General features: G+C 62.8%; 14 protein-coding genes and 5 tRNA genes. 17 read left to right on the forward strand and 2 right to left on the reverse strand.

Features of this window, described 5'->3' with window-relative positions; all coding sequences use genetic code 11:
- The first annotated feature begins 50 nt into the window (after nucleotides 1–50).
- From OXT71_02660 to rpoC, 17 genes are all read left to right on the forward strand, one after another.
- Entirely contained in the window at nucleotides 51–329 is a 279-nt protein-coding gene (locus tag OXT71_02660; GenBank protein ID MDE2925284.1) for a hypothetical protein, read from the forward strand.
- Between the two features lie 73 nt (nucleotides 330–402).
- Nucleotides 403–1,416 carry a glycosyltransferase family 2 protein gene (locus OXT71_02665; protein ID MDE2925285.1) on the forward strand — a complete coding sequence of 338 codons (1,014 nt, stop codon included), beginning with the start codon at nucleotides 403–405 and terminating at the stop codon, nucleotides 1,414–1,416.
- 50 nt (nucleotides 1,417–1,466) lie between these two features.
- Nucleotides 1,467–1,538: transfer RNA gene (locus OXT71_02670), tRNA-Thr, on the forward strand.
- 209 nt (nucleotides 1,539–1,747) lie between these two features.
- Nucleotides 1,748–1,832, forward strand: a tRNA-Tyr gene (locus OXT71_02675).
- Nucleotides 1,833–1,971: 139 nt separating this feature from the next.
- Nucleotides 1,972–2,047, forward strand: a tRNA-Gly gene (locus tag OXT71_02680).
- 40 nt (nucleotides 2,048–2,087) lie between these two features.
- A tRNA-Thr gene (locus OXT71_02685) sits at nucleotides 2,088–2,159 on the forward strand.
- 38 nt (nucleotides 2,160–2,197) lie between these two features.
- The gene (gene tuf, locus OXT71_02690) at nucleotides 2,198–3,385 is read left to right on the forward strand and encodes an elongation factor Tu (GenBank protein ID MDE2925286.1); all 1,188 of its coding nucleotides are present in this window, start codon (nucleotides 2,198–2,200) and stop codon (nucleotides 3,383–3,385) included.
- A 4-nt stretch (nucleotides 3,386–3,389) separates the two neighbouring features.
- Entirely contained in the window at nucleotides 3,390–3,539 is a 150-nt protein-coding gene (gene rpmG, locus OXT71_02695) for a 50S ribosomal protein L33 (protein ID MDE2925287.1), read from the forward strand.
- Between the two features lie 12 nt (nucleotides 3,540–3,551).
- A tRNA-Trp gene (locus OXT71_02700) sits at nucleotides 3,552–3,629 on the forward strand.
- Between the two features lie 37 nt (nucleotides 3,630–3,666).
- Nucleotides 3,667–3,882 (forward strand): preprotein translocase subunit SecE, encoded by a 216-nt coding sequence (gene secE / locus OXT71_02705; protein MDE2925288.1) that lies wholly within the window; start codon nucleotides 3,667–3,669, stop codon nucleotides 3,880–3,882.
- Nucleotides 3,883–3,979: 97 nt separating this feature from the next.
- Nucleotides 3,980–4,534, forward strand: a complete 555-nt coding sequence (nusG, locus tag OXT71_02710; protein MDE2925289.1) for a transcription termination/antitermination protein NusG — start codon at nucleotides 3,980–3,982, stop codon at nucleotides 4,532–4,534.
- A gap of 58 nt (nucleotides 4,535–4,592) precedes the next feature.
- Nucleotides 4,593–5,030, forward strand: coding sequence for a 50S ribosomal protein L11 (gene rplK / locus OXT71_02715; GenBank protein MDE2925290.1), 438 nt, complete (start codon nucleotides 4,593–4,595; stop codon nucleotides 5,028–5,030).
- A gap of 15 nt (nucleotides 5,031–5,045) precedes the next feature.
- Complete coding sequence (rplA, locus tag OXT71_02720) at nucleotides 5,046–5,735, forward strand: 50S ribosomal protein L1 (GenBank protein MDE2925291.1); 690 nt, start codon at nucleotides 5,046–5,048, stop codon at nucleotides 5,733–5,735.
- A gap of 97 nt (nucleotides 5,736–5,832) precedes the next feature.
- The gene (gene rplJ / locus OXT71_02725) at nucleotides 5,833–6,354 is read left to right on the forward strand and encodes a 50S ribosomal protein L10 (GenBank protein MDE2925292.1); all 522 of its coding nucleotides are present in this window, start codon (nucleotides 5,833–5,835) and stop codon (nucleotides 6,352–6,354) included.
- Between the two features lie 41 nt (nucleotides 6,355–6,395).
- Nucleotides 6,396–6,773, forward strand: coding sequence for a 50S ribosomal protein L7/L12 (gene rplL, locus OXT71_02730; protein ID MDE2925293.1), 378 nt, complete (start codon nucleotides 6,396–6,398; stop codon nucleotides 6,771–6,773).
- Nucleotides 6,774–7,037: 264 nt separating this feature from the next.
- On the forward strand, nucleotides 7,038–11,399 hold the full coding sequence (rpoB, locus tag OXT71_02735; protein MDE2925294.1) for a DNA-directed RNA polymerase subunit beta: 4,362 nt from the start codon (nucleotides 7,038–7,040) through the stop codon (nucleotides 11,397–11,399).
- An 82-nt stretch (nucleotides 11,400–11,481) separates the two neighbouring features.
- On the forward strand, nucleotides 11,482–15,660 hold the full coding sequence (gene rpoC, locus OXT71_02740; GenBank protein ID MDE2925295.1) for a DNA-directed RNA polymerase subunit beta': 4,179 nt from the start codon (nucleotides 11,482–11,484) through the stop codon (nucleotides 15,658–15,660).
- A 207-nt stretch (nucleotides 15,661–15,867) separates the two neighbouring features.
- Here rpoC and OXT71_02745 read toward each other — a convergent pair whose 3' ends face one another.
- Nucleotides 15,868–16,431 (reverse strand): prepilin-type N-terminal cleavage/methylation domain-containing protein, encoded by a 564-nt coding sequence (locus tag OXT71_02745; protein MDE2925296.1) that lies wholly within the window; start codon nucleotides 16,429–16,431, stop codon nucleotides 15,868–15,870.
- 97 nt (nucleotides 16,432–16,528) lie between these two features.
- Entirely contained in the window at nucleotides 16,529–17,629 is a 1,101-nt protein-coding gene (locus tag OXT71_02750) for a type II secretion system F family protein (protein ID MDE2925297.1), read from the reverse strand.
- Between the last annotated feature and the right edge of the window lie 85 nt (nucleotides 17,630–17,714).

A 17,714-nucleotide genomic window follows, 5' to 3' on the forward strand; every position in this document is an offset into this window, starting at 1 on the left:
GGAATTGTCCAATCCGGCTCCGGGAGAGTAGACTTGCAGTGAGTATTACAATGACGTTTGAAGTCACGGTCATTATCGTTTCGCTCGGTGGCCTTTATCTGACCACCACCGGCCTCATCCTCACCCAATTCCGGGCCGGTCATCGGGATCTCAGCGGACAACTGGCGGACATCCGGTCGGATCTTCGTGACGCTGCTGTTGAAATCACCGAAATCCGTGACCGCATCGCCCAGGTCGAAGTCACGCTGACCCAACGCATCGCCCGCGTCGAAGGCAATGTGGACGTGCTCCGGGAGTACATCATGGGAAAAGGACGCGAGGCTGTCTGAGCCCCCTGGCATTCCGGGTCCATGACCATTGGCCGATTCTCCGAAACGCAGTAGGAAACTTGTTTCCGTCGTCGTGGTGAATTACGGCCGAGCCGAACTGCTCCGCGCCTGCCTGCAATCTCTCCTGGACCAGACTTGGCCCCGCCTGGAAATCCTGGTGGTCGACAACGGATCCCGGGACCACAGCACGGAAGTCGCCTCCTCTTTCGCGGACCGCGGAATCCGGCTTCTGGCCCTCACCGAAAACCGGGGTTTCGCCGCCGCCGTCAATCTGGGGGTCCGCCGGGCCCGGGGCGAACTGGTGGCCCTGCTGAACAACGACGCCTTGGCGTCGCCCGAATGGGTCGAGCAACTGGTGTCCGGCCTCGACGCCTCGCCGGACGTGGGCATGTGCGCCTCCAAGATCCTCTTTTACGGGTCCGGCGTCATCGACAAGGCGGGCCATCTCATCTTTCCGGACGGGCAGAACCGGGGCCGGGGCACCGGCGAGCCGGACCGGGGCCAGTACGACCGGAGCCGGGAGGTCCTGGCGGCGGACGGCTGCGCCGCCCTCTACCGCAAGGAAGTCCTGAAGCAGGCGGGCGGCTTCGACGAGAATTTCTTCGCCTACGCGGAGGACGCCGACCTGGGGCTCCGGGCCCGCTGGCTGGGCTGGCGCTGCCGCTACGTGCACGGGGCGGTGGTGCATCATCACCACTCCTCGACGCTGGGTCCCTACTCGCCCCGGAAGATCTACTGGGTGGAGCGGAACCGGATCTGGCTGGCGCTCAAGAACTTCCCCCTTCCCCTCCTGCTCCTGAACCCCTTTTTCACCATCTATCGTCTGGCCTGGAACCTCTGTGCGGCGCTGCTCCGCCGGGGGCCCGCCGGCAACTTCCGCCGCGAAGGCTCGCTGTGGCTCCTGCTCCGGGTCCAGCTCCGGGCCTGGCGGGACGCCCTCGCCGGCGCCGGCACGATGCTCCGGGAACGCCGCCGCATCCGGTCCATCCGCAAGATCGGAGACCTGGAATTTTGCCGCCACCTGTTCCGCTTCCGCATCTCCGCCTACCGCCTCGCCTTCGGGGACAAGGAGCGGCGACATCCTTGAAGTGTGATAGTGTTCCCTCCTGCCGTGCCTCTCCGGCCGCAGCGTTCCGAGCTGGCGTAGCTCAAGGGTAGAGCAACTGATTTGTAATCAGTAGGTTGGGGGTTCGATTCCCTTCGCCAGCTCTCCCTCTCCGCCAAGCCGGACCCGCGTGTCCCGGCCGGCGGCTTGAGACCGTCCCAATTTGTGTTTGATACGGTCCACCGAAGTGCGTATAATGTGGCACTTCCCGTATCCTCCCTGGCAATCAGGCTGTTTTCCAGGAAGGTGGGGTGCACTGGAAGGAGCAAAACGGCGGAGCGGACGGGGATCGGAGATTCCCCGATTGCAATGAGGAGGGGTGGTCGAGTGGACAAAGGCAACGGGCTGTAAACCCGTCGCCCTTCGGGGCTACGCAGGTTCGAATCCTGCCCCCTCCAGACTTGGCGGAGCGGCGGTTTTCTTACCGCCGGATCCATTGCCGCAAGGGAAGAAACCTGGCCGGTTCCGGAGTCAAGCCGACAATCGGAATGGTCTAGCTTGAGAGATCGGACTGAGAGTTTTCGCATACGGTCGAGAGCGGGAGTAACTCAGTTGGTAGAGTAATAGCCTTCCAAGCTATCGGTCGCGGGTTCGAGTCCCGTCTCCCGCTCCAACAGTGGCCTCGTGGACAACAGCTGGCGAGACGGGTATGTGCCCACGTAGCTCAGTGGTAGAGCACTTCCTTGGTAAGGAGGGGGTCACCAGTTCAATCCTGGTCGTGGGCTTTCCAACTGACAGCCAAAGGTAATTCAGGAGTTCCATCATGGCGAAGGAGAAGTTTCAGCGCACGAAGCCGCATGTGAACATTGGAACCATCGGGCACGTGGACCACGGCAAGACGACGTTGACGGCGGCCATCACGCAGGTGTTGAGCGCCGAGAATCCCAGCGTGGAGATCCGGGATTTCGATTCCATCGACAACGCGCCGGAAGAGCGGGAGCGGGGGATCACCATCGCGGTGGCCCACGTGGAGTACGAGACGGCCGAGCGCCACTACGCGCACGTGGACTGTCCGGGACACGCCGACTACATCAAGAACATGATCACGGGAGCGGCCCAGATGGACGGGGCGATCCTGGTGGTCTCGGCGGCGGACGGGCCGATGCCGCAGACCCGCGAGCACATCCTGCTGGCGCGGCAGGTGGGAGTGCCCTCCATCGTGGTCTTCCTGAACAAGGTGGACATGGTGGATGACGAGGAGCTGCTGGAGCTGGTGGAGCTGGAGGTGCGGGAACTGCTGAGCCAGTACGAGTTTCCCGGGGACGACATTCCGGTGGTGTACGGGAGTGCCTTGAAGGCGATGGAGGGAGACGCGGGGGCGCAGGACCAGATCCGGGAGTTGATGGACGCGGTGGACGGGTACGTGCCGATGCCGGAGCGGGACGTGGACAAGCCGTTTCTGATGCCGATCGAGGATATTTTCTCCATCAGCGGCCGGGGCACGGTGGTGACGGGCCGGGTGGAGCGCGGGAAGATCAAGGTGGGGACGGAGATGGAGATCGTGGGGATCCGGCCCACGATGAAGCGGGTGGTGACGGGCGTGGAGATGTTCCGCAAGCTGCTGGACGAAGGTCAGGCGGGAGACAACGTGGGGTTGTTGCTGCGGGGGACGCCGAAGAACGAAGTGGAGCGTGGACAGGTGGTGGCGGCCAAGGGGTCGATCACGCCGCACACGAAATGCCAGGCGGAGGCGTACATATTGACCCGGGAGGAAGGCGGGCGGCACACGCCATTTTTCACGGGGTACCGGCCGCAGTTTTACTTTCGGACGACGGACGTGACGGGGAACGTGACGTTGCCGGACGGGACGGAGATGGTGATGCCGGGGGACAACGTGACGATCGAGTTCAACCTGATCACGCCCATCGCCATCGAGCGGGGCCTGCGCTTCGCCATCCGCGAAGGCGGCCACACGGTGGGCGCCGGCACCATTACCCGGATCCTGGAGTAGGGCGATGCGCGACATCATCACGCTCCGATGCATCGAGTGCAATCGGAAAAATTATAGTACGACCAAGAACAAGAAGACTCAGCGAGGTCGGCTTGAGCTGAGAAAGTACTGCAGTTGGTGTCGTCGCCACGTGGCTCACCGCGAGGCGCGATAAATGGTTTTCAACAGGCCAGTAGCTCAAAGTTGGTAGAGCGCCGGTCTCCAAAACCGGATGTTGGGGGTTCGAGTCCCTCCTGGCCTGCCAATTTTGGGACCCTGAGCGGCTTGGGTCCGGAACCGTCATGTTGGAAAAACTTGCGAGCGCTCCCACGAGGCTGAAGAGCTTCTATTTCGACGTGAAGAGGGAATTGCGGAAGGTCACCTGGCCCGGCCGCAACGAGGTCTATGGAACCACTGCGGTGGTGCTGATCAGCGTTTTCTTCTTCGGGTTCTATCTCTTCTTCGTGGACATGATTCTGAGCAACCTCGTGGACCGGGTGTTCGAGTTTTTCCGGTAACGAACGTGTTTTCCCCGGAGCCGGGTCCGGGACGCTGCGGAGCGGAATGACCGGCTCCGCGACAAGAAGGAAGGAGGGTTCGCCGTTGGAGGATTCCATGGGTGGCTCGGGCGAATCCGCACTCCCCAAGAAGTGGTACATCATCCACACCTATTCCGGTTTCGAGCGGAAGGTGGCCGAGGGTTTCATGAACCGGGTGCAGGCCTACGGTCTGCACGGAAAGATCGGCCAGATCCTGATTCCCACCGAGGATGTCGTGGAGATGCGCGGCGGCAAGAAGGTCGTCACTTCCAAGCTCTTTTTTCCCGGATACATCCTGGTGGAGATGGAACTGACGGACGAGACCTGGCACCTGGTTCGCAACACCCCCAAGGTGAGCGGCTTCGTCAGTCAGGGCAACAAGCCCACGCCCCTGACCGAGGAAGAGGTCAACCAGGTGGTTCAGCGGGTGTCGACGGCCGCCGAGAAGCCCAAGCCCAAGTTCATGTTCGACAAGAACGACATGGTCAAGATCATCGACGGCCCGTTCTCCAACTTCACCGGAGAAGTCGAGGACGTGAACGTGGAACGCAGCACCCTGAAGGTCATGGTGACCATCTTCGGAAGGCCGACACCAGTGGAGTTGGAGTTCATACAAGTAGAAAAGCTCTAAGGAGCTGGGGCGGCGGTTTCCTAACCGCCGAACTCTTCGTAAGCGCACAGGAGAACCTATGGCCAGACGCAGAGGCAAACGCGTGATCGGAATGGTCAAGCTCCAGATCCCGGCCGGCAAGGCGACCCCGGCGCCCCCGGTGGGGCCGGCCCTGGGCCAGCAGGGCGTCAACATCATGGATTTCTGCAAGGCCTTCAACGCCAAGACCAGCTCCGACGAGGGGTTGATCATTCCGGTGGTCATCACCGTCTACCACGACCGGAGCTACAGCTTCATCACCAAGACGCCGCTGGCCGCGGTCCTGTTGAAACGCGCCGCCGGAATCGCCAAGGGGTCGCCGGAGCCCAATAAGAGCAAGGTCGCCCGGGTGACCATGGGGCAGGTGGAGGAGATCGCACGGATCAAGATGGCCGACCTGAACGCCGGCGACATGGAGGCGGCCTCGCGGATCATCATGGGGACGGCCCGGAGCATGGGAGTCGAGGTCGGTCCGTAGTCAGGAGCATTCCGGATGGCTGGAAAGAAATACCTGGAAGCGAAGAAGAAGGTCGAACCCCGGGAATACTCGCTGGAGGACGCGGTCCAGCTCCTGCAGCAGATCAAGTTCACCCGTTTCGACGAGACCTTGGAGATCGCACTCCGTCTCGGCGTCGATCCCCGGCACGCGGACCAGATGGTCCGAGGCACCGTGGTGCTGCCTCACGGCCTGGGCAAGGCGGCGACGGTCTGCGTCATCGCCTCGGGAGAAAGGGTGAAGGAAGCCGAGGCGGCGGGTGCCGACATCGTGGGCGGCGACGAGATCGTGGAGCGGATCCAGAAGGGCTGGCTCGATTTCGATGCCGTCGTGGCCACCCCCGACATGATGAAGCTGGTGGGGAGGCTGGGAAGGATCCTGGGTCCCCGCGGGATGATGCCCAATCCCAAGGCGGGAACCGTCACCTTCGACGTGGGCCATGCCGTGCAGGAGATCAAGGCCGGAAAGGTGGAGTTCAGGGTGGACCGGAACGGCGTCATCCATGCTCCCCTGGGGCAGATTTCGTTCTCCGCCGACCACTTGGTCTCCAATGCCCTCAGCTTGATCACGGCGGTGGTCAGGGCCCGGCCGGCGGCGGCCAAGGGGCAGTATCTCAGGACCATCTACCTTTCGTCCACCATGAGCCCCGGGGTGAAGGTGGACGCCAATCGTGTGGAGGCAGCGTAAGGGCGCGTCCCGGGCCCCGGGCGCCGGACGGAAATGATCCGGCGGCGGCTCGGACCGGACCCCGCGAAGCCCCGCCTGAAGAAAGAGGCAGGTCGCAGTGACAAGGGACGAAAAAAGACAGATCATCCAGGCACTCAGGCAGACCTTCCGGCAGAACCAGACCGTTCTGCTGTTGACGTTCTCGGAGATCAACGTTCCGGATCTGACCGCGTTGCGGCGGCAGATCAGGGAGGCGGGCAATGGTTACCGGGTGGTCAAGAACACTCTGGCCATTCGCGCCGCCGAGGAAACTCCCGTCGGCCAGTTGAACGACGACTTCGAAGGGCCGACCGCGGTGGCTTTCTCGGATTCCGATCCCACCGTTCTGGCCAAGATCATCAAGGAATTCGCCGACGCCCATCCGGGCATGAAATTCAAGTCGGGAGTGGTTGCGGGGCGGGCCGTGGCGGCCGAGCAGGTGTCGGAACTGGCCGACATGCCCTCGCGGGAAGAGCTCCTGGCCAAGGTTGCCTTTATGTTCAATGCTCCGCTGACTCGTCTCGCCGCCACGCTGCAGTCCCCCCTCGCCAAGATGGGATCGCTGCTCAAGCAAGTGGCCGAGCAGAAAGAGGAAGCGTAATCGGAAAGGACCACCGGGTCCCTCATCGGAGGTAAAGAGAAATGTCCATTACCAATGAACAGATCCTGGAGTGGATCGGCAACGCGTCGATCCTCGAGATCAATCAGCTCGTCAAGGACATGGAGGAGAAATTCGGGATCAGCGCCGCCGTGGCGGCTCCCGCCGCCGTCGGTGGCGCAGGGGCCGCGGCCGAGGCCGTCGAGGAGCAGACCGAATTCGACGTGGTCCTCACCTCCTACGGAGCCAAGAAGATCAATGTCATCAAGGTGGTCCGCCAGGTCACCACTTTGGGACTGAAGGAAGCCAAGGACCTGGTGGAGAGTGCTCCCAAGGCGGTTCGCGAAGCGGTGGACAAGGAAGAAGCCGAGAAGATCAAGAAGCTCTTCGAGGACGCCGGCGCGACCGTCGAGCTCAAGTAGAAGCGGATCCCGTCGCTGGAGCGGCGGGGGCGGCGGTTGGAACGGCGGTTTCCTAACCGCCGACTCCCCCTCCCCGCTCCCCGACTCCCCGCCCCCAAAGCGCCCCCCGCGCGGGGCCGCTTGCGGGTGCCCGGGTTTCACGTCCCTCTCGCCGGCGGGGCGAGCAGGTTCCTAATGTCAGATTTACTTCATGGCGCCGACCGGGTTTCGGGAGAAGTTACCCCATGACCGGACCTGGCCGGACCAAGTTGGGAGTTATTGCGCATGTCTGAACTCGTCGAGAGTGTCAATGGAGAGCGCGTCGATTTTGCCAAGATCAGGACCGTCTTTCCGATTCCCAACCTGCTCGAGGTCCAGAAGCAGTCCTATCAGCGATTTCTCCAGATGGACCTGCTTCCTTCCGAGCGGGAGGACATCGGCTTGCAGGCGGTCTTCAACTCGGTATTTCCCATCGCCGACTTCAGAGGCATCTCATCGCTGGAGTTCGTGGACTACTCCATCGGGAACTGGGAGTGCAAGTGCGGGGAAATCAAGGGGATCGAGAAGCTGCGGAGTTCCTGCTCCAGTTGCGGCGCGACCCTGGTGGTGAACCCGTACAGCGTCGAGGACATCACCTGCCGCAGTTGCGGCTCGCGGAATCCCAACAAGGTGGAGCGTTGCGAGGCCTGCGGCGATCCGGTTCACCTCAACATCAAGTACAACCTGAACGAGTGCAAGGAGCGGGGGATGACCTATTCGGTTCCGCTCCGCGTCACCATCCGGCTGGTGGTCTGGGACAAGAACCCCGATACCGACGACAGGACGATTCGGGACATCAAGGAGCAGGAGGTCTTTTTCGGGGACATCCCCCTGATGACCGAGAACGGGCTCTTTATCATCAACGGGACCGAGCGGGTCATCGTCAGCCAGTTGCACCGCTCTCCCGGAGTCTTCTTCGAATCCAACCGGGTTAAGAAACATTGCCTGGCCAAGATCATCCCCTACCGGGGATCCTGGGTAGAGTTCGAGTTCGACGAGAAGAAAAACCTGCTTCACATCCGGATCGACCGCAAACGGAAGTTTCCCGCCACCGTCTTCCTGCGCGCGCTGGGACTGGAGACCGACGAGGAGATCCTGCGCATTTTCTACACCGTCTCCACGATTCGGGTCGGAGCGGACGGCAGATTGTTCCGGAAGCTGGATGAATCGTTGATCGGGACCCGGTCCCGCCACGGCGTCCCGGACCCGTCCGATGAGGATCGCCCTCTGGTCCGGGCCGGACGGAAGTACAGCCAGACCAGCTATTCGCGAATGCTGAAGGCCGGCGTGGACGAGGTGGAGATCGGAATCGAAGACTTGCAGGGAGCCATGTCGGCCGCGGAGGTCGTCGATTTCAAGACCGGCGAGATCCTGCTGGAGGCCAACAACTTCGTCGCCGAGAGCACCGTGAACCGGGCCATCGAGGCGGGCATCGAGGAACTGGCGGTCTTCTATCCGGAGTCGGACGACGTGGGGACGATTCTGACCGATACCGTCAAGAAAGACGCGGTCAAGTCCAAGGAGGAAGCGCTCATCGAAATCTACCGGAAGCAGCGGCCCGGCGATCCTCCCACGCTGGATACGGCGACGGCCCTCTTCAAGGGGATGTTCCAGGATCCCAGGCGGTACGACTTCTCGCGCGTGGGCCGTCTGAAGCTGAACATCAAGCTGGGTCAGGACATTTCCCTCGAGGAGCGGACCCTTTCCACCAGCGATTTCTGCCAGATCGTCGACTACCTGATGAGGCTGGGGAACAACCTGGGGGCCGCCGACGACATCGACCACCTGGGGAACCGGCGGGTCAGAGCCGTCGGAGAGCTCCTGGAGAACCAGTTCCGCATCGGCCTGGTGCGAATGGAGCGGGCCATCAAGGAGAAGATGTCCGTGCATCAGGAGATGACCACGGCCATGCCCCATGATCTGATCAACGCGAAGCCGGTGACGGCCTCCATCCGGGAGTTCTTCGGCAGCAGCCAACTCTCCCAGTTCATGGATCAGACCAATCCGCTTTCGGAGATCACCCACAAGCGGCGGCTCTCCGCCCTCGGGCCCGGCGGCCTCAGCCGCGAACGGGCGGGGTTCGAGGTGCGCGACGTCCACCCCTCCCACTACGGGCGCATCTGTCCGGTGGAGACGCCGGAAGGGCCCAATATCGGGCTGATCTCCTCTCTGAGCTGCTACGCCCGGATCGACCAGTTCGGCTTCATCGAGTCCCCCTACCGGAAGGTGGTGGACGGCCGGATCCTGGACTACGTCCGGATCACCGACGCGGGAGACTCCGAATTCAAGATCGCCGAAGCGTATCCCTACGACGACGTGCTGCAGACCAACAAGGTGTTGAGCGGCCGCGAGAAACGGCTCGTCCGGTACGATCCGCACGCCTTCTACCTCACCGCCTGGCAGGGCGACAAGCATGTCACGGCCCAGGCCAACGTGGAGGTGGATGATCGGGGGCGGCTGATCCGCGACCGGGTGAGCGCCCGCCACGAGGGGAACTTCGTTTTCGTTCCCAAGGAAGAGGTCCAGTACGTGGACGTCAGCCCCAAGCAGTTGGTCAGCGTGGCGGCCAGCCTGGTCCCCTTTCTGGAGCACGATGATGCCAACCGGGCCCTGATGGGCTCCAACATGCAGCGGCAGGCGGTCCCCTTGATTCGGGCCGAGGCGCCGCTGGTGGGCACCGGCATGGAGCGCATCGCCGCCCGCGATTCGGGGGCCGTCATCCTCTGCAAGCGCGACGGAATCGTGGACAGCGTCGATGCCCAGCGGATCATCGTGCGGGTCACCAGCCAGGACGGAGACGAGAGCCGGGGAGCCGGGGTCGACATCTACAAGCTGATCAAGTTCGCCCGGTCCAACCAGAACACGTGCATCAACCAGAAGCCGCTGGTTCGTATCGGGCAGCAGGTGCGGAAGGGTCAGGTTCTGGTGGACGGTCCCTGCACCGACCAGGGGGAACTGGCGCTGGGACGAAACGTCCTGGTGGCGTTCATGCCCTGGCGGGGCTACAACTTCGAAGACGCCATTCTGGTCAGCGAGAAGCTGGTCAAGGAGGACATCTACACCTCCGTTCACATCGAAGAGCTGGACATCGAGTCCCGCGACACCAAATTGGGTCCCGAGGACATCACCCGGGACATTCCCAACGTGAGCGAGTCGGTCCTGGCCGACCTGGACGAGAGCGGGATCGTCCGGATCGGGGCCAAGATCAGGCCCGGCGACATCATGGTGGGGAAGGTGACTCCCAAGGGTGAGACCCAGCTCACCCCCGAAGAGAAGCTCTTGAGAGCCATCTTCGGCGAGAAGGCGGGCGAGGTGAAGGACGCGTCCCTCTATGCCCCGCCGGGCATCGAAGGAACGGTGGTCGGAGTGAAGATCTTCGCCCGCAAGGGAGTGCCCAAGGACCTCAGGAGCCAGCAGATCGAGGATGAAGAGGTGGCCCGCTTGGCCAAGGACCGGCAAGACGAGATCCGGATCATCCGCGAAGAGGCCGCCAAGACCATGTTGGATCTGGTCTCCGGCGCCACGCTGGCGGAAGACCTCATCGACCTTGAGGGCGAGGTGTTGGGCCGTGAGGGCGACCAGGTCTCGCGCCGCCGGTTGAAGCGCCTCCCGTACCGCGAGCTGGTCGAGGTGGTTCCCGACGATGCGAAGCTGCGGCAGGAGCTCGCCGGCCTGTTCCGGAAGACGGAGAGGAAGATCAAGATCCTGCATTCCCTTCACGACGAGCGGCTGGGCCGGATCGAGAAGGGGGACGAGCTGGCGCCCGGCGTCATCAAGATGGTGAAGGTGTACGTGGCCATGAAGCGGAAGCTCTCCGTGGGCGACAAGATGGCCGGAAGGCACGGCAACAAGGGTGTCATCGCCCGCATCACCCCCGAAGAGGACATGCCCTATCTGCCCGACGGCACGCCGGTCGAGATTTTGCTGAACCCCTTGGGGGTTCCCTCCCGGATGAACGTGGGGCAGATCCTGGAGTCGCATCTGGGTTGGGCGGCCAAATCGCTGGGGGTGCACTACGCCACTCCCGTATTCGACGGGGCCGAGGAGCCGGAGATTCGGTCCGAGCTGCGCAGAGCGAGTCTCCCGGAGGACGGCAAGACGCTCCTCTACGACGGAGTGACCGGCAAGTCTTTCGACCAGAAGGTGATGGTCGGCTACATCTACATGAACAAGTTGAGCCACCTGGTGGACGAAAAGATCCACGCCCGCTCCATCGGGCCCTACAGCCTGATCACCCAGCAGCCCCTGGGGGGCAAGGCCCAGTTCGGAGGACAGCGGTTCGGAGAAATGGAGGTCTGGGCCCTGGAAGGCTACGGAGCGGCCCACATTCTCCAGGAGCTGCTGACCGCCAAGTCGGACGATGTCCATGGGCGGGCCAAGATCTACGAGGCCATCGTCAAGGGTGAGTCCAACTACACCCCGGGAATTCCCGAATCGTTCAACGTTCTGATTCGGGAACTCCAGTCCCTGGGTCTGGACGTGGAGCTGGTGGAGCGGCCTCGCAGGAGGTTCCGCCGCCGGTCCGAGATCCGGGAGTCCGTGGAATCCATGGTGACCGAAACGCCGGAGGCGGAAGAGGCTCCCGCGCCGGAGACCATGGACGCCTGAGGGTCCCAATGCGCGTTCGCTGACACTGTTTGGGAGGAAAGCTTTGAACATTTTCCACGAGCAGATCGACAAGACCGAACTTATGAAGAGCTTCGAGGCCATCCGCATCGGGTTGGCGTCGCCGGAGAAGATCCGTTCCTGGTCCAGTGGAGAGGTCACCAAGCCGGAGACCATCAACTACCGGACCTTCAAGCCGGAGCGGGACGGCCTGTTCTGCGCCCGGATCTTCGGTCCGGTCACGGATTGGGAATGCCTCTGCGGCAAATACAAGCGGATGAAGCACCGGGGCGTGATCTGCGACAAGTGCGGGGTGGAAGTGACCCTGTCCAAGGTGCGCCGGGAGCGCCTGGGGCACATCGAGTTGGCCAGCCCCTGCTCTCACGTCTGGTTCTTCAAGGGCCTCCCCAGCCGGATCGGGCATCTGCTGGATCTCACCCTGCGCGATCTGGAGAGGATCCTCTACTTCGAGGCCTATGTCGTGACCGACCCGGGCGAGGCCCCGTTGAAGGAGAAGGAACTGCTGACGGAGGACCGGTACCGGTCGCTGCAGACTAGCCATCCGGGCAAGTTCGACGCCGGCATGGGAGCCGAGGCCATCAAGAATCTGCTGCGGCGCGTCGACGTGGAGACGCTGGCCATCGACCTCCGGTTCCGGATGAGGAACGAGACCTCTCAGCTCAGGCGCCTCAAGTACGCCAAGCGCCTGAAGGTCGTCGATTCCCTGCGGAAGTCGGGGAACAAGCCGGAATGGATGATCCTGGACGTGATCCCGGTGCTGCCGCCCGAGTTGCGGCCGCTGGTCCCCTTGGACGGGGGCCGCTTTGCCACTTCCGATCTGAACGACCTCTATCGCCGGGTGATCAATCGCAACAACCGGCTCAAGAAGCTCATGGAGCTGCGGGCTCCGGAGGTGATCATCCGCAACGAGAAGCGGATGCTCCAGGAGGCGGTCGACGCCCTCTTCGACAACGGACGCCGGGGACGCGTCCTCCGGGGCGTCAAGAACCGGCCGCTCAAGTCTCTTTCCGATGCGCTGAAGGGGAAGCAGGGCCGGTTTCGACAGAACCTGCTGGGCAAGCGGGTGGACTATTCGGGCCGCTCCGTCATCGTAGTGGGCCCGGAGTTGAAGCTGCACCAGTGCGGCCTGCCCAAGATCATGGCGCTGGAGCTGTTCAAGCCCTTCATCTACAGCCGGCTGGAGAAAGAGGGGCACGTCACCACCATCAAGGGCGCCAAGGAGATGGTGGAGAGCCAGAACGCCCTGGTCTGGGACATTCTCGAGGACGTGATCAAGCAGCATCCGGTGCTGCTGAACCGGGCGCCCACCCTCCACCGCCTGGGCATCCAGGCCTTCGAGCCGGTGCTGGTGGAAGGGAAGGCCATCCGAATTCATCCGCTGGTCTGCACCGCCTTCAACGCCGACTTCGACGGCGACCAGATGGCGGTTCACATTCCGCTTTCCCAGGAGTCGCAGATCGAGGCCTCGGTCCTGATGCTGTCGTCCAACAACCTGCTTTCGCCGGCCAACGGGCAACCTCTGGCGATCCCGTCTCAGGACATCGTGCTGGGCTGCTACTACCTGACCGGTTCCCAGCCCAATCCCGAAGCGAAGGAACGACTTTTCGCCAATGCGGAAGAGGTGCTGCACGCGTTGGAGGCGGAGGACATCGGGCTCCTGACCCCCATCCGCCTCCGGTACACGGGCGACTTCATGGACCTCACCCTCCAGTACGACGACCAGAACCTGACCCATGCCGATGTCCAGGAAGTCATCGACCAGAACATCTCCACCACCGTGGGCCGGGTCATATTCAATGACCATTTGCCCGGCGAGATGCCCTTCATCAACGGCATCCTCAAGCAGCGGGGACTCCAACAGCTCGTCAACTACTGCTACCTGAACTTCGGCCACAAGAAGACGGTCTCGATGGTGGACCATTTGAAGGACCTGGGATTCCGGTATGCGACCCAGGCCGGCTTCACCATCGGCATCGACGACCTGGTGGTCCCGGAGCGGAAGGAAGAGATGGTCGAGGCGGCCCGCCAGGACGTGATCGAGGTGGAGCAACAGTACCTGGACGGCGTCATCACCAACGGCGAGCGCTACAACAAGGTCGTCGCCATCTGGTCGGACGTGACCGAGAAGGTGGCGGACGAGATGTTCGAGTCCATGTCCGCCGTCGGCAAGGGCGGGGAGATGAATTCCGTCTACATCATGGCCGACTCGGGAGCTCGGGGCAGCAAGCAGCAGATTCGCCAGTTGGCCGGCATGCGGGGACTCATGGCCAAACCCTCGGGAGAGATCATCGAGACCCCCATCACCTCCAATTTCCGGGAAGGCCTGACCGTGCTCCAGTACTTCATCTCCACCCACGGGGCGCGAAAGGGTCTGGCCGACACGGCGTTGAAGACAGCCGACTCGGGTTACCTGACCCGGCGCCTGGTGGACGTGGCGCAGGACGTGATCATTACCGAGGAAGACTGCAACACCGTGGACGGCATCCTCGTCACGGCCCTGGTGGAGGGTGGCGAGATCATCGAGCCGCTGCGCGACCGGATCGTGGGCCGGGTCGCCCTGGACAAGGTGGTGGACCCCTTCACCGGTGAAACCCTGGTCAACGTCAACGAGCCCGTCGACGAGAACATGGCGGCCCTGATCCAGGCTGCCGGTATCGAACAGGTCATGATTCGATCCGGCCTGACCTGCAAGTCCAAGCGCGGACTCTGCCGCATGTGCTACGGCCGCAACCTGGCCACCGGTAAGATGGTGGACCTGGGCGAGGCCGTGGGCGTCCTGGCCGCCCAGTCCATCGGGGAGCCGGGAACGCAGCTCACCATGAGGACCTTCCACATCGGTGGGGCGGCGACCCGGATCGAGGAGCAGTCCACCCTGGAGGCCAGGAACGACGGCAGTGTCCACTTCCTGAAGATCCAGACCGTGACCGACAAAGAGGGTTTCCTGGTGGCCATGAACCGGACCGGGAGCCTCATCGTCCAGGACAACAGAGGCCGGGAGAAGGAACGCTACCCGGTCGTCTACGGAGCCCGGCTCATGATCAAGGACGGCCAGAAGATCGAGGCCGGCCAGAAGCTGGTGGAGTGGGACCCGTTCACCTTCTCCATCCTTTCCGAATTCGGGGGAACGGTGGCCTTCCGCGAGATCATCGAAGGGGTCACCATGAAGGAGGAACTGGACGAGGTCACCGGCCTGGCCCGGAAAGTCATCACCGAGGCCGTCGACGAAAAGCGCCAGCCCCAGATCCAGATCAAGGACGAGGCGGGCAAGGTCGTCAAATCGTATCTGGTCCCCTCCAAGGCCCACCTCATGGTGGACCAGGGCGATGAGATCTTTCCGGGAGGAATCCTGGCCAAGATCCCCAGGGAGACCACCAAGACCAAGGACATCACCGGCGGCCTGCCCCGGGTCGTGGAACTCTTCGAGGCCCGGAAGCCGAAGGAGACGGCGGTCATCACCGAGATCGACGGCGTCGTTCACTACGCTGGTTTCACCCGCGGCCAGAGAAAGATCGTGGTCGAGAACGAGTCGGCCAAGACCCGGGCCGAGTACCTGCTCCCCCGGGGCGTCCATATCAACGTCCAGGAGGGCGAGTTCGTCAAGGCGGGCGAGGCCCTGATGGATGGTCCCCGCAATTCTCACGACATCTTGAAGGTGCTGGGCGAAAAGGAGATGCAGAGCTACCTGGTGAACGAGGTCCAGGAGGTCTACCGCCTCCAGGGCGTCAACATCAACGACAAGCACATCGAGGTCATCGTTCGCCAGATGATGCGGTGGATCAAGGTCGTGAACGTGGGAGACACCGAGTTTCTCCTGGAGGAGCAGGTGGACCGGTTCCGTTTCCAGGAGGAGAATAAGCGGTCCATCAAGGAGGAAGGCACTCCGGCGACGGGCCGGCCTCTGCTGCTGGGAATCACGAAGGCGTCTCTGAGCACCGATTCCTTCATCTCCGCCGCGTCGTTCCAGGAAACCACCCGGGTGCTGACCGAGGCCTCCATCCGGGGCAAGATCGACTACTTGAGGGGACTCAAGGAGAACGTGATCATGGGGCGGCTGATCCCGGCCGGAACCGGCATGGACTACTACCGCACCATCGAGGTGGAGCGGCCCGTTCAGGAGGTGGAAGAATCTCCGGTGGAGGAGTTGGAGCTCGTTCCCGCCCCCGAGAAAGTCGTGCGCAACCCGGAGTGGGAAGCCGCGGCCGCCCTCTTGTCGGGAGCCGGCACGTCATCCAGGCGGAGCTAGGAGGGGCGACATTCCTGTCGCCCGGTCTTCATTGTTATTGTGCGAGTCGGCAGGGGAGAAGTGTAGAGGGGGGACTGCCGTGCCGCCTGACCTCCCCTATTGGCGACAGGAAAGTCGCCGTTTCTACTGGCGACAGGAATGTCGCCACTCCCCCGGCGACAGGAAAGTCGCCGGTCCTTCGGCGGTAGGAAAACCGCCGCTCCTTCTCTACTCTTCGGTGGGTCCTTCGCCCGACTCGGCCTCGGTGCCTAATACGGGACTGGCCTGCGTCGGCGTTGATCCGTCGGCGCTGTAGCGGATCACTCCAGTCTGATCGGCGAAAAATCCCCGCTGTCCGGTGGTGCCCGCCGTGACGGGAACGGCAGTGACCGTAAACCCGCTGGAGCCGTCCGGCGTCAGGGTCAGGTTGTAGCCGTCCTTGGTGCCGGATCCCAGCGCCGCATCGATGAGCCCCTGCGCCACGAGTTCTTCCGTGCTCCCGAAGGATCCGTTCCCCACGGTGGACGCATAGGTGATCTCGCTGGTGACGATGACCCGGAGGGAGGCGATGGCCGAGGTCTCGTTGGCGAAGAGGCGGGAACGCATGAAATTGGGAACCGCCAAAATGGAGATGATCCCGATGACGGCCACCACGATCATCAATTCGATCAGAGAGAATCCGGCAGCTCCGTCCTTGGGGGAGTGAGAGGGCATCGAGCCGAAGCTGCCGGACTCCTTTCGGATCCGGTCTCCGCAGTCGGAAACCGGAAAGACGCTGGTTCGTCGGAACATCTTTATTTCATCCTCGCTGGCTGTTTCATCCTTGCATAGTATGAAACGTCGCCGCCCGCGTATCCATGAGAGAAAATGAGGAAAGAGGAAAGCTCCCCTACATCTGGGACAATCTTCCCATCAAACTGAAAATGGGCATGTACATGGACAGCACCATGCCGCCGACGACGATGCCCAGGACCAACATCATCATGGGTTCCAGCAGGGCCAGAAACCGGTTGATGCTGGTGTCCGCTTCCTCCTCGTAGTAGACCGCCAGCTTCAGGAGCATGTCGTCCAGTGTGCCCGTCAGCTCGCCGATCCGAATGATCTCCGACGCCATTTGGGGAAAGAGGCCGCTGTGCCGGAATGGTTCCGCCAGGGCGCTCCCCGACTCGACCTCACTCCGGAGCGCCAGCACCGTCTGCTGAAATCGCCCGTTTCCCAGAGCCCGGGCCGTCAGGTCCATGGCTTCCAGGATGGGGACTCCGCTGGAGAGGAGCGTGGATAGGGTCCGTGCGAAATTGGCCGTCAGGAGTTGGGTGGTCACCGGACCCAACAGCGGCGCCGCCAGAATGATGCGATCCATCCACATCCGCCCCTTGGCCGTCCGAAAGTAGAGTCCACCCGCTATGGCCCCCATCCCCGCCCCCAGGCTCAGGAGCAGTCCCCACCGGCTCAGGAACCCGCTGGCTCCCATGACCATCCGCGTCGGCAAAGGGAGGGGGACGTCCAGGTTGGCGAAGAGGGACGCGAAAACCGGAATCACCCAGACCAGGATGACGCCCAGAACCAGGAACGAAGTCACGATGACGACCGCCGGATAGAGCGAGGCCGAGAGCACCGCCTTGCGCCACTGAAGCCGTTTTTCCAGGAAGAGGGTGAGGCGCTCGAACACGGTGTCCAGGAATCCCCCCGTTTCGCCCGCCCGGACCATGTTGACGAAAAGGGGATCGAAGACACGGGAATGGCGCTCCAGCGCCGCAGCAAGGGTGGAACCCGATTCCACGTCGTAACGGACCTGGCGCAGGGTGGAGCCCAGGGCGCGGTTCTCCTCCTGCTGGGCCAGATTCTGCAAGGCCGTCACCAGCGAGACGCCCGCCCCCAGCATCACCGACAGTTGCCGCGTGAAAAGAGCCAACTGCCGGGTCGAGATCCTTCCGATTCGAGCCTGAGCAATGCGGCGGGGACGAAACTCCCGCCCGTCTGTAGTAGCCACTGATACTGGTAACGATTGCGGACCGGAAAACAACGAACAGGAGGGGTGGGAGGGGACTTCCCGGTCCATCTGACCTGTTGCAACA

It is taken from the genome of Acidobacteriota bacterium, from assembly GCA_028874215.1.
Classification (GTDB): domain Bacteria; phylum Acidobacteriota; class UBA6911; order RPQK01; family JAJDTT01; genus JAJDTT01.

Coding starts and splice junctions, on each gene's coding strand:
- OXT71_02660 (MDE2925284.1), top strand. CDS start 51: ATGACGTTTGAAGTCACGGTCATTATCGTTTCGCTCGGTGGCCTTTAT.
- tuf (MDE2925286.1), top strand. CDS start 2,198: ATGGCGAAGGAGAAGTTTCAGCGCACGAAGCCGCATGTGAACATTGGA.
- rpmG (MDE2925287.1), top strand. CDS start 3,390: ATGCGCGACATCATCACGCTCCGATGCATCGAGTGCAATCGGAAAAAT.
- secE (MDE2925288.1), top strand. CDS start 3,667: ATGTTGGAAAAACTTGCGAGCGCTCCCACGAGGCTGAAGAGCTTCTAT.
- nusG (MDE2925289.1), top strand. CDS start 3,980: ATGGGTGGCTCGGGCGAATCCGCACTCCCCAAGAAGTGGTACATCATC.
- rplK (MDE2925290.1), top strand. CDS start 4,593: ATGGCCAGACGCAGAGGCAAACGCGTGATCGGAATGGTCAAGCTCCAG.
- rplA (MDE2925291.1), top strand. CDS start 5,046: ATGGCTGGAAAGAAATACCTGGAAGCGAAGAAGAAGGTCGAACCCCGG.
- rplL (MDE2925293.1), top strand. CDS start 6,396: ATGTCCATTACCAATGAACAGATCCTGGAGTGGATCGGCAACGCGTCG.
- rpoB (MDE2925294.1), top strand. CDS start 7,038: ATGTCTGAACTCGTCGAGAGTGTCAATGGAGAGCGCGTCGATTTTGCC.
- rpoC (MDE2925295.1), top strand. CDS start 11,482: ATGAAGAGCTTCGAGGCCATCCGCATCGGGTTGGCGTCGCCGGAGAAG.
- OXT71_02745 (MDE2925296.1), bottom strand. CDS start 16,431: ATGTTCCGACGAACCAGCGTCTTTCCGGTTTCCGACTGCGGAGACCGG.